The following is a 15,961-nucleotide window of genomic DNA, read 5'->3' on the forward strand; positions in this document are numbered from 1 at the left end:
ATTACAGGGATTTGAAAAAATTTATTTTCGTATCTTTTCGTTTTGGCATAGCTCTTGTACACTCAGTTAAAACAAAACAACAACCGAAAGGGAAAAAGCATGTCTCTAACGCTGCAGAATGTATCGCGCGTTGTGGACGGGGAAACCTGGATATCAGACGTCACCATGACGCTGGAACCCGGCTCCTTTAACGTCCTTCTTGGCCGGACTCTTGCCGGCAAGACAACTCTGATGCGCATCATGGCAGGCCTGGACAGGCCTACAAGCGGCAAAATCCTGATGAACGACGCGGACGTGACCGGTGTTGCGGTCCAGAAGCGGAACATCTCCATGGTGTATCAGCAGTTCATCAACTACCCGACCATGACTGTGTTCGAAAACATCGCATCACCCCTCAGGCTTGCAAAACAGAGCCCGAAGGAGATTGACCGCCGGGTTCGCGAAACCGCAGAACTTCTCAAGATCGAAAACCTGCTGGACCGCCTTCCGCTTGAGCTTTCCGGTGGTCAGCAGCAGCGCGTATCCATGGCACGGGCGCTGGTGAAAGATGCCGATGTGGTGCTGTTCGATGAGCCGCTGGTGAACCTGGATTACAAGCTACGGGAAGCCTTGCGCAGCGAATTGAAAGATCTGTTCCAGGCCCGCAACTGCATTGCCGTCTACGCCACCACCGAAGCCCAGGAAGCCCTGGCGCTGGGCGGCGAAACTGCCGTACTGCATGAGGGGCGCTTGCTTCAGAAGGGCCCGACACCCGAGGTGTATCATCGTCCCCGGGACATCGAAACTGCCGAAATGTTTTCTGAGCCACCGATCAATATCATGCCAGGGCGGGTAACCGACACCGAGGTGACCTTCGATGAGCGGGTTCATTTCCAACTGAACTCGGACCTGCAATCTCTCAAGCCAGGTGATTACAAATTCGGTGTTCGGCCATCGCACATTGGCCTGGTTCCGAACGCGGATGACGACCTGGAAATTCCGGTCAATGTTGATCTGGCAGAAATCAGTGGTTCAGAAACCTTCCTGCACGTGCACAGCGAATCCTACGAGCTGGTATTGCATCTACAGGGCATCTATCAGTTCCGCCCCGACGAGCAGATCAAGGTTTACTTCCCAACCCATAAACTCTACGCATTCGCGCCTGACGGTCAGACAATTCTGGTGCCTGGCCGGGCGGAGGGTCACTGACATGGCTGAAATTACTCTCAAGACACTGGCCCATTCCTACAGCAAAAATCCGTCGGGCCCGGAAGATTATGCCATCCGCAAAATGGAACACGTCTGGGCCCAGGGTGGCGCCTATGCACTGCTGGGGCCGTCCGGCTGCGGCAAATCCACGCTGCTGAACATTATCTCCGGACTGGTAACACCGTCTGAAGGCGACGTGCTGTTTGACGGCAAGCGCATGAATGAACTGCCGCCGGAAAAGCGCAACATCGCCCAGGTTTTCCAGTTCCCGGTGATCTACGACACCATGACGGTCTACGACAACCTTGCCTTCCCGCTGCGCAACCAGGGTGGTTTCTCGGAAGAGCAGATCCGAACCAAAGTGCACGAAGTGGCGGATGTTCTTGAACTTTCCGGCGAACTGTCGCGCAAGGCCAAAGGCCTCAGTGCTGACCAGAAGCAGAAAGTATCCATGGGGCGCGGGCTGGTACGCGAAGACGTGACCGCAATTCTGTTTGACGAGCCGCTGACGGTTATCGATCCACAGCTGAAATGGCGCCTGCGCCGCAAGCTGAAACAGATCCATGAGCGTTTCGACATCACCATGGTCTACGTGACCCACGATCAGTTGGAAGCCTCAACCTTCGCTGACAAGATCGCGCTGATGTACGAAGGGCAGATCGTCCAGTTCGGAACGCCCCAGGAACTGTTCGAGCGCCCGGCCCACACTTTTGTCGGGTATTTCATCGGCAGCCCGGGCATGAACTTCTTCGAGCCGCGGCTTACCGATGAGGGGCTGATGTTCAACGGCAAGGTGATTCCGGTTAGCGATCAGGTGCTAGCGAAGGTTCGCAGCAGCGGTTCTGACAACATCAAACTGGGCATACGGCCCGAGTTTGTGACCCTGGGTGCGGAAGCAACAGATCAGCGCTACGAGGTGACGGTCACCGGCGTTGAGGATCTGGGCACCTACCGCCTGGTGGATGTCGAGTTCGGCGCCGTTACCGTGAAGGTTCGTATTCCCGAAGACCAGCCGGTCCCCAGTGATGCCGCAAGCATCGGCTTTCCGGAACCCTGGCTGAAAGTGTACGTCGACGAGCGGCTAGTGGAGGCCGATCATGAATAAGATCGAAAATAATAAAGCATGGTTTTTTGTCATCCCGGTCTTCGTGGTGGTGGCCTTTTCGGCGGTGATACCGCTAATGACGGTAGTCAACTACTCGGTTCAGGATATTTTTGGTGCCAATTCCACGTTCTGGACAGGCACAGAATGGTACCGGCAGATGCTGCGCGATCCTGACCTACAGGCAGCCCTGCTGAGGCAATTTGCTTTCTCTTTTGCGATTCTGGCCATCGAAGTGCCCCTGGGTATCGGTATTGCCCTGTTGATGCCGAAGAAAGGCTGGGCCGCGTCTGCAGCGCTGGTGCTGGTGGCCATGCCTCTGCTGATTCCTCTGAACGTGGTTGGCACTATCTGGCAGATTCTTGCCCGTACCGACATTGGTCTTCTGGGCTGGAGCCTCAGCAGCATTGGCGTTGACTACAACATCAACGCCAATGCCGCCGACGCCTGGTTCACCATTATCCTGATGGATGTCTGGCACTGGACACCGCTGATTGCCCTGTTGAGCTACAGCGGCCTGCGCGCCATTCCTGATGCCTACTATCAGGCCGCCCGGATTGACCGTGCCTCCCGCTGGGCGGTGTTCCGCTACATTCAGCTGCCCAAGCTGAGTAATGTCCTGGTGATTGGTGTGCTGCTGCGATTCATGGACTCTTTCATGATCTACGCCGAGCCGTTTGTACTGACCGGCGGTGGCCCGGGCAGTTCTACCACTTTCCTGAGTCAGGCGCTGACCACCATGGCGGTAGGGCAGTTTGACCTTGGGCCGGCGGCTGCCTTCTCCATCATTTATTTCCTGATCATTCTGGCCGTCAGTTGGGTGTTCTACACCGCCATCATGAACGCGCAGAAAGACAAGTCAGCCCAACAATAAGAGCAAGGGGACAGACGTGAAATCACGCATCGCATTTATCGTTTACATCGTCTTGATGCTCCTGCCAATTTATTGGCTGGTGAACATGTCGCTCAAGACCAACTCGGAGATTCTCGGCGCGCTCAGCTTCTGGCCGACCAATCTCACCTTCGACAACTACATCAATATTCTGACCGATGACAGCTGGTACATGGGTTATGTGAACTCCATGACCTATGTGTTCATGAACATGGCCATCAGCCTGACGGTGGCCCTACCGGCGGCCTACGCCTTCAGCCGCTATAAGTTTGTGGGCGACAAGCACCTGTTCTTCTGGCTGCTGACCAACAAGATGGCGCCGCCAGCGGTATTCGCGCTGCCGTTCTTCCAGCTGTATTCCTCGGTTGGGCTGTTCGATACCCACATCGCAGTGGCACTGGCCCATACCCTGTTCAACGTCGCCCTGGCGGTGTGGATTCTGGAGGGCTTCATGAGTGGCGTGCCCAAGGAAATCGACGAAACCGCCTACATCGACGGCTACAGCTTTCCCAGGTTCTTCGTGAAGATCTACATCCCGCTGATCCGTTCCGGTATCGGTGTGACTGCGTTCTTCCTGTTCATGTTCTCCTGGATCGAGCTGCTGCTGGCCAGAACCCTGACATCAACCGGGGCCCAGCCAATCCAGGCCATCATGACGCGTACTCAGGGGGCCTCGGGGATTGACTGGGGGACCCTGGCGGCGGCCGGTGTACTGACTATCGTGCCGGGCATCGCGGTTGTCTATTTCGTTCGCAATCACATCGCCAAGGGCTTTGCCCTGGGCCGTACCTGAGGAGGCTTGTTATGAGCTGGATGCATTGGACCGGCCCCACGGCAGGATTCTTTATCTCGATTGCCCTGATTCTGACGGGCATGACCGTATGGCAGTACTTTTCGCCCTCTGTAGAGCGGAAAGGCTTCCTGCCGATCGCTACAACCCGTGGTGACCGGCTATTCATTGGTCTTCTGACCAGTGCGTTCATTCACCTCGCTTATATCGGAGTGACTGAATTCCACGTTTTGGTGGCAACCGCAGTATCTGTTGTATGGATGGTCATCCTGATGCGCTGGGGTTGATCCAAACAAAAGGACTTACTTTCTTGCAAGGATGCAAAAAAAGCTAGATGAGGTCTGTATGAAAAACAAGAAACTCAACTACCTGTCGCTGATGATCTCAGGAGCACTCCTGGCATCGTCCCAGGTATACGCACAGGACTACAGGGCGGCAGCTGAGAAGGCTCTGGACGAGCATTTCCAACGCTCCACTCTGAGCCGGGAAGAACAGCTCAAAGAGCTGGAATGGTTTATCAAGGCAGCAGAGCCTTTCCGCGGTATGGAAATCAAGACCGTGGCAGAGGGCCTGACCACTCACACCTACGAAGCCGAAGTTCTGGCTGAGGTATTCACAGACATCACCGGTATCGAAGTAGAGCACAACATCATCGGTGAAGGTGATGTGGTGGATACCATGCAGACTCAGATGCAGTCTGACCGCAACATCTATGATGCCTACGTCAACGACTCTGACGCCATTGGTACCCATCTGCGCTACGGCAAGACCATTGCCATCTCGGATGCCATGGAAAACGAGTGGAAAGACTTTACCAACCCCTATCTCGACCTGGACGATTTCATCGGTCTTCAGTACACCACTGGCCCCGATGGCAAAATCTACCAGCTGCCAACCCAGCAGTTCGCCAACCTCTACTGGTTCCGCGCTGACTGGTTTGATCGCGAAGACCTTCAGGAGCAGTTCCGCGAGCGTTACGGCTATAACCTGGGCGTACCTCTGAACTGGTCTGCCTATGAAGACATCGCTGAGTTCTTCAGCGTCCACGTCAAGGAAATCGACGGTGAGCGAGTCTATGGTCACATGGACTACGGTCGTCGTGATCCTTCCCTGGGCTGGCGCTTCCACGACTCCTGGCTGTCAATGGCAGGCATGGGTGACAAGGGCATCCCCTTCGGTAATCCGGTTGATGACTGGGGTATCCGTGTCAATGAAGACGGCAACCCGGTGGGTTCCAGCGTAAGCCGTGGTGGTGCAACCAACTCACCGGCTTCCGTGTACGCACTGACCAAAATGGTTGAATGGCTGCGTGATTACGCGCCGGAAAGTGCCCGTGGCATGACCTTTGGCGAGGCCGGCCCGGTACCTGCCCAGGGCCAGATTGCCCAGCAGATTTTCTGGTATACCGCGTTTACCGCTGACATGACCGATCCAAGCCTGCCGGTTACCGATGATGAGGGTAATCCGAAATGGCGTATGGCACCTTCTCCTGCCGGTCCCTACTGGGAAGAGGGCATGAAGGTGGGTTATCAGGACGTGGGTTCCTGGACCTTCTTCAACTCCACGCCTGAAGACCGTCGTACTGCAGCATGGCTGTTTGCCCAGTTCACGGTTTCCAAGACTGTGTCACTGGAAAAGACCATCGCTGGCCTGACGCCGATTCGTCGTTCCGACATCTTCTCGGATGAAATGACCGAGCTGGCGCCGAAACTGGGCGGCCTGGTTGAGTTCTATCGCAGTGAGAACGAGAGCATGTGGACTCCGACAGGCACCAACGTGCCGGATTACCCGCGCCTCGCACCGCTGTGGTGGCAGAACCTGGCACCGGCTGTTAACGGTGAAGTCACGCCAAAAGCAGCGCTGGACAGCCTGGCCGAAGCCATGGACCGCACCATGTCACGTCTGGCACGGGCAGACGTGTTCTCGGACTACGAGCCAATCCTGAACGAGCCGCGTGACGAGCAGTACTGGCTTGATCAGCCTGGTGCACCCAAGCCGAAGCTGGCCAATGAGAAGCCCCAGGGCAAGACCATGCCATACGATCAGATGATGCAAGAGTGGATGGCCAAGTAAACCTGGCCTGATCCTGAACTGACCCTGCCAGCCCGCAGTATCGCGGGCTGGCAGAGGCCAGCTCTCCAGACACCGCAAGGATGCCGCCTATGAATAATTAGAACGCCAACACTCACAGAGAGGTGTACTGGTGAATAACAACAATAATTCCAACCAGACTGTTCATGAAAAAGGCCTGTGGCTGCACAGGATTGGCTCCCGGGTATCACTGGTTACCCTGCTGGTTGCCATCATCATTGTGGGAGTTTTCATTTATTCCCAGTCCGGACTCAGACAGATTACGGACCGCTACAATCATCTCGTCACCGAAATCAGTCAGAGCGGTGACCGACTCAAGCAACTGACCACCAATTTTCTACTCACCTCCAATGGCGCGGGTACCCTTGCTTCGGCAACGAGCAGCGCACAGGTGCGTGACAATCATCAACAGATCAACGCCCTCAAGCCCCAGTTCGAGCGGATTACTACCGAATTGGCGGACTCATTACCGGATTCAGCAGATCAGATTGCGGCGCTCAGAGCGGAACGGCAACGTTTGGATGAAGCGATCGGCGAGATTGCCAGGCTTCAGACCCGGACCCTTGATCTGAGGGCGTCCAACCAGCAAGCCATGCTGGCGTTCAGGGCAGGGGCGGCCGAATTGGCGAGCGGTTTTTCAGACCTGATCCAGATGATCAGCATTTTCGCCAGCGATTATCCCATCGTGATCGAGGCACAGACTATAGAGCGGGCCGTGCTGACGCTTGAGCTGTCGATGATCAACTACATGGCAGAGCAGGACGAAGCCCGTCTTGCCCAGCTCAGAATGGCCATTGAAGATCTTATGGCACAGGGGCGCACCCTGTTTGACCGCCTGTTCCTGATGATTGATGACCCTGGAACGGAGCAGGATTTTCAGGCCCTGAACCAGCAATACAATGATTGGCTGGACCAGACCCTGATTGGCCCGGACCTGCTGAACACCCGGCTGGCCCAGCTTGAGGCGCGGGACAGGGCGCTTGGCCTGGTCACTGAAGTGCAGGGTTCTATCGAACAGTTCGGCGAACGCATCGAAGCGGTACAGGCGCTATCCGGCCAGTGGACAGCGGCGTCCCGCAAACAGTCCCAGGATATCGCCGGGCGGGTTGCCGCGACCATGAACACCGGGGCGGTGCTGGTTGTTCTGGGCTTTGTGGGGCTGCTCTGGATGCTGCGGGTACTGGTTACCCGGCCGGTTCATGTGCTTAGCCAGCGGGTGCTGGATATCGCTGAGGGCGAGGGTGATCTGACCCGTCGCATCGACAGCCGGCGGCAGGACGAGCTGGGCCTGTTGGCTCGTTATTTCAACGGGTTCATTGGGCGCATCCAGGAAATGATTCTGAGAATCCTGGACGTCAGTCGAAAGCTTGGCGAACACAGTCGACTGCTGAGCCAGCGGGCGGAAACCACCTTCGATTACAACCAACGGCAGAAAGCGGATATCGAGGCGCTGACCGCCGACATGTCGGTTCTGGACGAGTCGGTGGAAGAGGTCGGGCGCCTGGCCAGTGAATCGGTGGATACAGCCTCGCAGACCATCCAGACCGGCCGAAACACCCATGAGCGGGTGGCGGCTGCCATTACGTCGTTCGAAGCGCTGGGTAAGGATGTGGGGACCGGGGCAGGGCTGATCCAGTCCCTGGCAGCGGATATATCTCAGGTGGACTCGGTACTGGAGGTGATCAACTCGATTGCCGAGCAGACCAATCTTCTCGCGCTGAACGCCGCCATTGAGGCCGCCAGAGCCGGTGAGCATGGGCGTGGCTTCTCGGTAGTGGCAGACGAGGTGCGATCGCTGGCGTCCCGAACCCAGCAAAGCACGGCCGATGTCCAGCAGCTGATTGAGCGGGTGCATAGCGGTTCCGCGCGGGCAACCAGCTTCATGCAGGAAAGTCAGAGTAAAAGCGAGTCCGCACTGGAAGGCGCCCGGGCCGCCCGCGAACAGCTCACTCTCATGGTTGAGGCGATTGCCCGGGTGGAAAGCGCTAACCGAACCATTGTCGACGCAGTTCAGAGGCAGGGTGACCTGGCTGAACAGGTGATTGCCCGCACCCGCACGGTGGAATCCGTGAGTGAGAAAACCCTGGAAGAAGCCAGGGAGAGCGCTCGCTACTGCCGCGACGTGGATGAGCTGAGCAAAAGTCTCAACGAACTTGTGTCACGCTTCCGGGTCACGGAATGACCCTGGATTCTGAAATTTGCCAATAAAAATGTTCGAAAAGCGTTGACAAAGTTCGTTTGCGAATACTACAGTAAATAACCGTTGTATCGGTGGGTCTTGGCCGGTTGCTTCCTACCCCCCTTAATAGCATTTCAGGCGTTTCCCGCACCTTGTGGGCCAACCCTGCCGGCCTTTTTTTTCTTCTCCTGGTGAATTTTCAAGTCTTTACGACCCCTCCAATGATTACTTTTTAAGCGGTTTGCGTTTTCGATATAACAAAATCATATGTTCAAACGCTCATTTCTGCTTGTCTGTGTTCGCTTTCGAATATTACAATCAATGCTCATTACAAAAACAACACAGTCAGGCAGGTCAACAATGATGGAGCGTATTCAATCCGTAATTGCGCGGGAAATTCTTGATTCACGGGGTTTCCCCACAGTAGAGGCAGAAGTAACGCTGGCCAATGGCATTGTAGGTTGCGGCCGGGCGCCTTCTGGCGCTTCCACCGGTTCCCGTGAAGCGCTTGAGAGGCGCGACGAGAACCCGGATCGCTACAACGGCAAGGGCGTTCTGGGTGCGGTGGAAGCGGTCAATCGCCAGATTGCACCGGCCCTGAAAGACCGGGAAGTGTTCGACCAGCTGGTCATCGACCGGATGATGCGCACTCTGGACGGCACAGACAACAAATCGGCCATGGGTGCAAACGCCATACTGGCGGTATCGCTGGCGGTTGCCAATGCCGGCGCGAATTTCCATCAGCGGCCGTTGTATCGCTACCTGGCAGAGCTTTATGGCTGTTCCGGCCCCTGTGTACTGCCGGTTCCGATGATGAACATCATCAATGGAGGCGCTCATGCCGATAATAACGTGGACCTGCAGGAATTCATGATTCAGCCGGTTGGTGCGCCAAGCTATAGCGAAGCCCTTCGCATGGGGGTGGAGACATTTCATGCGCTCAAGGCGCTACTGCGACAGAAAGGGCTGTCCACAGCCATTGGGGACGAAGGTGGTTTTGCACCGGACCTTGGTTCCAGTGAAGAGGCCCTTGAGCTGATTCTGGAGGCCGTCACCCAGGCCGGTTACCGACCCGGCACTGACATTGTGCTGGCCCTGGACTGCGCCGCATCCGAATTCTACCGGGAGGGTCGTTATGAACTGACCGGTGCTGGCAAGAGCTTTGACTCAGCGGGCTTTGCCGACTATCTGCACGCCCTGGCCATGACCTATCCGATTGCTTCCATCGAGGATGGCATGGACGAAAACGATTGGGATGGCTGGAAGTTGCTGACGGAAAAGCTTGGCGAGCGCGTGCAACTGGTGGGCGACGACCTGTTCGTCACCAATGCCGCTCTGATTTCCGAGGGCGTACATCGTGGCATCGGAAACTCGGTGCTGATCAAGTTTAACCAGATCGGCACCCTGTCCGAAACCTTTGATGCCATAGGCATGGCCCAGGATGCGGGTTATACCGCCGTGATCTCCCATCGCAGTGGTGAAACTGAAGATACTTTCATTGCGGACCTGGCTGTGGCCACCCGGGCCGGGCAGATCAAAACCGGCTCCCTTTGCCGCTCTGACCGGGTCGCCAAATATAACCGCCTGTTGCGCATCGAGCAGGACTTGGGTGCCCATGCTTTTTATCCTGGTGTCGGGGCGATTCGCTGTGCACTGGACGGTTGAATCCAGCCCGACCGAGTTCTCGATTAAGTTCTCAAGCGTCCCCGCGAGGCACTTCACAGGAGACAGATGATGAGAAAGCCGATACTGATTGCAAACTGGAAAATGAATGGCAGCCTGCATTCCAACCAGGCTCTTTTAACGCGGATGCTGGCAAAGCTGCGGCCGATCCGGAAGACCATTGATCTGGTGATCTGTCCGTCCTTTCCCTATCTCTTTCAGGTCAGGGACCTGCTGGGCTACACCGGCCTGGCACTGGGCGCACAGAACGCCAGCCTGGCAACATCCGGTGCCCACACCGGCGAAGTCAGTGCGACCATGCTTCAGGAAATGGGCTGCCGCTACGTGCTGGTGGGCCATTCGGAGCGCAGGTCGATCTACCACGAGACCGATGCCGAAGTAGCGGCCAGGTTCCGCCAGGTCCTGGGTGCCGACATGACACCGGTTGTATGCGTGGGGGAGACCCTGGAAGAACGTGACCAGGGCAACACCATGACGGTTATCGAACGCCAGTTGCAGGCGGTCATCGATGAAGCCGGAATCGCGGCCCTGACCAGCAGCGTTATTGCTTACGAGCCTGTCTGGGCTATCGGTACCGGCAAAACCGCGAGCTCGCAACAGGCGGCGGAGACCCACCAGGCGATTCGCCAGTTTCTGGACAGGTGCGCGCCCGGGGCAGGCCAGTCCACACGCATTGTTTACGGTGGCAGCGTGAAAGCGGCCAATGCCGCAGAGCTGTTTCAGTCCCCGGAAATTGATGGCGGCCTGATTGGCGGCGCATCCCTGCAATCTGAGGAGTTTTCGGCGATTGGTTCCGCGCTGGCCAATAGCGTCGAAGAAACCGACAGCCCCTGCGATGCACTGGATTGATTGTTGCCGTTTTTGACGACAACCTGGCAGTGGCGGCGGGCGATCTGTCGCCACTCGGGTTAGACTGGGCCTCAGAAACTTTCGTCGATGAGGCTGATTATGCCGAAACTGGTCACCCTGGCTCTGCTGTTGCTGGTCGCCGTTAGCCCTGCTCACGGGGAGTGGGTGAGGGTCAGTGGCACTGCAATGACCACTGAGATTGACATGGAATACTGGGCTGCGGACCCGGAAGCTGCCGAGCAGGCCGGGGAGGCCGTGCTTGAACTCTTCAGGCAGATCGACCGGCAGATGACCCGCTATCAGGACGATTCCGAGCTGTCCCGACTCAATCGCCGGGCCGCGCGGGAACCGGTAAAGGTCAGTGACAGTCTGTTTCAGGTGCTTCAGCGCGCGGTTGAGGTCTCCGAGCTTAGCCAGGGCGCCTTTGATATCAGCTTCGGGTCCGTCGGATACTTCTACGATTTCCGTGAAAAACGTCAACCCACCGGCGAGGAGCTCGCCGCCGGACTTCCCTCGGTGAATTACCGCTCAATAGTGCTGGACCCGGATGCCAGAACCGTTCGTTTTCTCGATGAAGGCATCAGGCTCGATCTTGGCGGCATTGCCAAGGGCTATGCGGTCGATCGCGGGATTGCGATCCTTGAATCTTTCGGTATCCGCAATGCCCGGCTTAGCGCCGGCGGTGATATGCGGTTGCTGGGAGACAGGCGAGGCAAGCCGTGGATTGTGGGTATTCGTGATCCCAGGTCGGAAAACCGCAATGCGCTGGTGATGCCGCTGGCAGACGTGGCGGTATCCACGTCCGGGGATTACGAGCGGTTCTTTACCGATGAATCAGGAGAGCGTATTCATCACATCCTGTCGCCTGCAACCGGCAAGCCCGCGAGAGGCGTACAGAGTGTTACCGTGCTTGGCAGTGACACACTGACCACCGATGGGCTTTCCACGGCGGTGTTCGTGCTTGGGGCTGCGGAAGGTCTGGCGCTGATCAATAGCCTGCCGGGGGTGGACGCAGTGATCATTGATGAGAAACGGCAGGTACACTACTCGGAGGGGCTGATGCCACCCGGGGATTGACCCTGCCCCGGGTGGCCGGTTAGCGCTTCAGACGATCGGTTCGATGCCGACCAGTCTGTCGCGGCTGGATGGGCCACCCAGGCCGTGGCCGGCCATTGTTGTCTCAAACAGCCCCTCCTCATTGTTCAGGGCCATGTAATTGAGCACCACCGTCTGCACCAGCTGGTTTACGTTATTGGCAGCCGGACTGGAGGCCGTCTCCACGGAGGCATCGGAACGCATGTAGCCGATCTGCTGGTTGCGCACAACGGGCCGGCTGGTCGGGTTATACACCAGGTAGAAAGACGCCGCCGTCTGTTGGTTGTCGCCCGTCCACTCACCTTTGCCGCGACCGCCTTCACTGTCATCAATCCGACCATTGCTTGATACCGAACCGTCACTAAAGACATAAAGCATCAGTGGGGCCCCCACGCGGTGTGCGTATTCCAGGCAGGCGCCCATGCAGCGGCCCGCGAGATAGTCGCGGTCTTCGCCCGTGGCGCGTTCGCCAGTGTGGTAATCGTAGCCTCCAAGAGTGACGGTACCGGCGCCGGCGTAGCGATTCTGCACCAGTTTCATCACCGAAGCGGTCTTGCGGAACTCACGGGCCTGTCGGTTGTTGGCAAAAAATTCGGCGTCAGTAAAGATGCCGGAGGCCCCGACGATGTCAGTGTCCAGAGCCGGGTCGACGGTCGATGGGTCGCCAAACTCTTCAATCAGGTAAGCGCTTTTGATGTAGCTGCAGTCCACCTGGCTTTTGATTTCTGCGTCATTGGGCAGGCCGGTATTGACGGTTGCCAGATTGATCTTGTCCAGGCTGATATTGCGAATGGACTCCAGTACAGACACTGCATCCGACTGGTTGAGGATCGCTGTCAGGTCGCCCACGTCGACAAGCCCGGTGGCATCAGTAGGGCGGTCCACCTTGGTAGGCCGGGCCTTGGGGTTGATCAGGCTCATGGGTGCCATGGAGTTGCCGCCACTCTCGGAGCTCTGGGAACCTACCAGTGACAGCAGCTGGCCGTCGGCGCCGGCTTTCAGAATGCCGTACATGGGGTTGTGTGGATTGTTGCCGGTATCGTTTTCAGAGCGAGCCGCAATGACCGCGCCGTTAATGAACGCCCGGGCACCGATGGAGGTACTGTCCTGCATGCCGCGGAGGAAGCCACTGTCGGAATGAAAGGCCAGGCCGAACTCCTGGTTCACGAACTGCGGCTGGTTGGGCAGCATGTCGCCGGGCAGGCCCAGCTTGTTGTAACCGGCGGTGCTCAGAAAATCGAGCTGGCCGCCGGATTTACCCATTAGCACGTTGGAGCCAACCATGTTGGCGCCGCCGGCCAGGTCAAAGCAGATAAAGGGCACCTTGCCGCCGGTCAGGGTGCTGATATTGCAGTCCCCTTTCCGGTTTTCCAGATCCTCAGACAGTGCCATGGCTCTGCCCGGTGTCAGCAGGTTGAACATGGCCGCGGTAGACAGGGTGGCCGCGCCGGCCATAAAGCCCTGGGCAATGAATTCCCGCCGGGTCTTCGGCCTGGCATGATCCGGGTGAAGCAGAGGCTCTTCAAGCGACAGGGCGCGTTTACGCTGGGTTTTGATAAGCATGTTCAAGTCCCCTACTGAATCAGTGTGACGGCGCTGCCGAGAACAGCCGCGCAGCTTGCTTTGACCACGGTTTCGCTTCGCCCGTCCGGACAACTGCCGCCGCATTCAGACAGCTTCACCATCAGGCTGCCCAGCTCGTCTTCAATGTCCAGGTTGGCAGGCTGAGTGTCCAGATCGACACCTACAAATGCCGTTAGCAGTGGGCCGGTGACCTGGCTCTGGCCGATGTCATCGAACGCGGTGGCGGCATTTTGTGAGAAATCGAACTCGGGGAAGAAGGCATTGCGACGGCCCTCATCGGCCACCAGCACATCGCAGTATTGAATCGCCATCTGGGTAATCGCCATCTGGTGAGACGACAGGAAACCACCGATGTTTTCAACGGTCGGCAATTGCTGTTTGACCTTGATAAAGGTTTCGTAGATGCGAGGCTCGGTGGTCGGGATCCCTGTTACCCGAGACATAGAAGCGTTTACTTCGTCAAAGGTCTTGATACCGATGGTCGATACCTGGTCGAGATCTGCAGGCTCAGGCTGGGGCCCCAGATCACTCTCAACGCGAACGTCGCGATTGCCATCGAGGTTTTCAAAGGTCAGGAAAAACTCGTCAACGTCCGGCCCGTTTTCCAGCCCAATCACCGTGCCAAACGGTGAAAGCGGCTGACCGGAGCCAGGCTGGTATTCCGGACTGCCCAGGGTGACGTCAAGGTTGGCGAATGCCTGGCCCACGGCCGGTTCGCGGCCGTTGATACCGATGCGCATACCCTGAATCCTGACGCCGGAAGGCGTTTTGCTGTCGTCCAGGTCGATGTAGAACGGGTTCGAAAACAGATAGCTGAAATTGTCGAACTGGCTAACCTCGAATACGATGAAGCTCTGCTCCATGCCGTCAATCAGATGAGACACACTGAACAGCAGGAAAAATTTCTGGCCAACGCCCACATCGTAGTTGGCCTGAACCTGTTCTGGTGTGAGCGCGCGATTGTGAATGGCGACCATACGAAGGGCACCTTCCCAGGGCGAATTGCCATCGGTTTCGTTGCCAAAAACCAGGGCGAAGGTGTTGTCCCAGTCCGTCAGCAGTCCCGGTTCATCCGGGTCAATGTCCCCGGTGGGCTGGCCGTTAACAAAGATTTCACGGCCCTTGCCCGGTGAATAATTGACCACGACGTGTTGCAGGGTTGCCTGAAGCAGCATTGGATTGTTTTCTGTTGAGAAGGGCGCGTTCTGATCACTGGTGGTGCTTCGATGCAGAACATCGTACAGCTGCTCGGTCTGGCCCAGGGTAAAGTTGCGGGCCGTCGCACTGCCTGAATAGGTGACGATGCGTGCGTCTTCCTGAACGGTATTGCCGGGCACTACCCAAGCCTCGATGCTGTATTCGCCAGAGGCTGTCAGCAGATTATGCAGTTTGCTGCTGTCGTCGGTAGACCCTTGAGCCTTGCCGGCGCGGATGGTTGCCCCATCTTCCTGATAGGACGGTCCGAACTCCACGCCCCAGCCGCCAACCCAACCCACGTTGCCGCTGAGGGTCATGTCGAGAGCAGGGAGAACACCGCTGGTGTCAAAGGCCGTCTGGCCCTCACCGGTTTTAAATTCATAGAGCGCGATCACGTTGTCTTCAAAACGGCCGCCGGAGTTGGCTTCAAGGCCATCTCCATTCAGCGTCAGTGCCTTGCTGACAATCAGGTTCTCCGGAATCGGTTCCGGCTCGCCAAGTGTGGCCACAAAGTTCTGGATGGCGGCGAGCATGGTCATTGCAGATTCGTCGCAGTCCGCATCCCAGCAGTTGTGCTGGTCGTCCCGCAGGCGCTCCACCAGACGGGATGACGCTTCGTCCAGGGTGACGTCTGCAGAGTCGTTAAGGTCAATCCGGCTTTTGGCCTGTTCATAAGCCGTTTGCGGATTCGCACTGGCGATGTAAGGGGTCTGCCCGTTGCCTGTGTGGCAATCGCTACAGTATTCGGTGAGCGTCGGATAGATGTGGGTTTCGAATGCGCTGGACGTTTCCGGAAAGGCCAGGGTATTGCCCACATCTTTTATCTCAGGGGCGCTAAGCTCGACGGTTTTTACCGAGCCTTCAGAATTGTTCGCCCAGTTTGCAATGTACGTGGTCAGTATATCCACACAAACGTTTGTGCTGGACGCCCAGCAGTTATGGTTGTCCGCCACTTTAGCGATCATCGGCGACTGGGCCGGCTCAGACAGGTTTACGACGGTATTGGCCTGCGCGTAAGCCGCATTAATATCATCTTCATTCATGAATTTTGGGGACTGGCCGCCGGCGTTGCTGTGACAGTCTCCGCAACCCCCGGGCTGTTCCCTCAGCTTGTCCCAGAACTCGCGCTTGAAGTTGGCAACATCATCAGTGGCCGGTATCGGGCCGCTGTAGCTGCTGGTGGTGTTGTCAGCACCGTCGTTAGGCAACTGCTCGGTTGATTCTCCGCCGCAGCCAGCCAGAAACAGCATGGACGCCAGAAGCGTCGGGAGTGCTCGGGAGGTAAAGATTCCGGAATAACGGGTCATGTTT

At 57.2% G+C, this 15,961-nt stretch carries 12 protein-coding genes; 10 read left to right on the forward strand and 2 right to left on the reverse strand.

Going from position 1 to position 15,961, the window contains the following annotated elements:
• Positions 1–99 precede the first annotated feature (99 nt).
• The 10 genes from E5Q11_RS02170 (at position 100) to E5Q11_RS02215 (ending at position 11,851) form a co-directional block, all read left to right on the forward strand.
• A complete protein-coding gene (locus E5Q11_RS02170; RefSeq protein ID WP_135801759.1) occupies positions 100–1,188 on the forward strand; it encodes an ABC transporter ATP-binding protein in 1,089 nt (362 codons plus the stop codon).
• 1 nt (position 1,189) lies between these two features.
• Positions 1,190–2,293, forward strand: a complete 1,104-nt coding sequence (locus tag E5Q11_RS02175; protein ID WP_135801760.1) for an ABC transporter ATP-binding protein — start codon at positions 1,190–1,192, stop codon at positions 2,291–2,293.
• Positions 2,286–3,164 carry a carbohydrate ABC transporter permease gene (locus E5Q11_RS02180; RefSeq protein WP_135801761.1) on the forward strand — a complete coding sequence of 293 codons (879 nt, stop codon included), beginning with the start codon at positions 2,286–2,288 and terminating at the stop codon, positions 3,162–3,164. The genes E5Q11_RS02175 and E5Q11_RS02180 overlap by 8 nt, the downstream gene beginning before the upstream one ends.
• Positions 3,165–3,219: 55 nt before the next feature.
• Complete coding sequence (locus E5Q11_RS02185; protein ID WP_135802396.1) at positions 3,220–3,975, forward strand: carbohydrate ABC transporter permease; 756 nt, start codon at positions 3,220–3,222, stop codon at positions 3,973–3,975.
• An 11-nt stretch (positions 3,976–3,986) separates the two neighbouring features.
• A complete protein-coding gene (locus tag E5Q11_RS02190) occupies positions 3,987–4,259 on the forward strand; it encodes a DUF2160 domain-containing protein (protein WP_135801762.1) in 273 nt (90 codons plus the stop codon).
• A gap of 58 nt (positions 4,260–4,317) precedes the next feature.
• Positions 4,318–6,045, forward strand: a complete 1,728-nt coding sequence (locus tag E5Q11_RS02195) for an ABC transporter substrate-binding protein (RefSeq protein WP_135801763.1) — start codon at positions 4,318–4,320, stop codon at positions 6,043–6,045.
• Between the two features lie 130 nt (positions 6,046–6,175).
• Positions 6,176–8,245, forward strand: coding sequence for a methyl-accepting chemotaxis protein (locus E5Q11_RS02200; RefSeq protein ID WP_135801764.1), 2,070 nt, complete (start codon positions 6,176–6,178; stop codon positions 8,243–8,245).
• A gap of 360 nt (positions 8,246–8,605) precedes the next feature.
• The gene (eno, locus tag E5Q11_RS02205; protein WP_135802397.1) at positions 8,606–9,907 is read left to right on the forward strand and encodes a phosphopyruvate hydratase; all 1,302 of its coding nucleotides are present in this window, start codon (positions 8,606–8,608) and stop codon (positions 9,905–9,907) included.
• 69 nt (positions 9,908–9,976) lie between these two features.
• On the forward strand, positions 9,977–10,774 hold the full coding sequence (tpiA, locus tag E5Q11_RS02210) for a triose-phosphate isomerase (protein WP_135801765.1): 798 nt from the start codon (positions 9,977–9,979) through the stop codon (positions 10,772–10,774).
• Between the two features lie 99 nt (positions 10,775–10,873).
• Positions 10,874–11,851 (forward strand): FAD:protein FMN transferase, encoded by a 978-nt coding sequence (locus tag E5Q11_RS02215; RefSeq protein ID WP_225314972.1) that lies wholly within the window; start codon positions 10,874–10,876, stop codon positions 11,849–11,851.
• Between the two features lie 27 nt (positions 11,852–11,878).
• Here E5Q11_RS02215 and E5Q11_RS02220 read toward each other — a convergent pair whose 3' ends face one another.
• Both E5Q11_RS02220 and E5Q11_RS02225 read right to left on the reverse strand, forming a co-directional pair.
• A complete protein-coding gene (locus E5Q11_RS02220; protein WP_135801767.1) occupies positions 11,879–13,432 on the reverse strand; it encodes a general secretion pathway protein GspF in 1,554 nt (517 codons plus the stop codon).
• A gap of 11 nt (positions 13,433–13,443) precedes the next feature.
• Entirely contained in the window at positions 13,444–15,957 is a 2,514-nt protein-coding gene (locus E5Q11_RS02225) for a LamG domain-containing protein (protein WP_191964459.1), read from the reverse strand.
• Positions 15,958–15,961: the final 4 nt, after the last annotated feature.

The sequence above is a fragment of the Marinobacter confluentis genome (assembly GCF_004785685.1).
In the GTDB taxonomy this organism is placed as follows: Bacteria; Pseudomonadota; Gammaproteobacteria; order Pseudomonadales; family Oleiphilaceae; genus Marinobacter; species Marinobacter confluentis.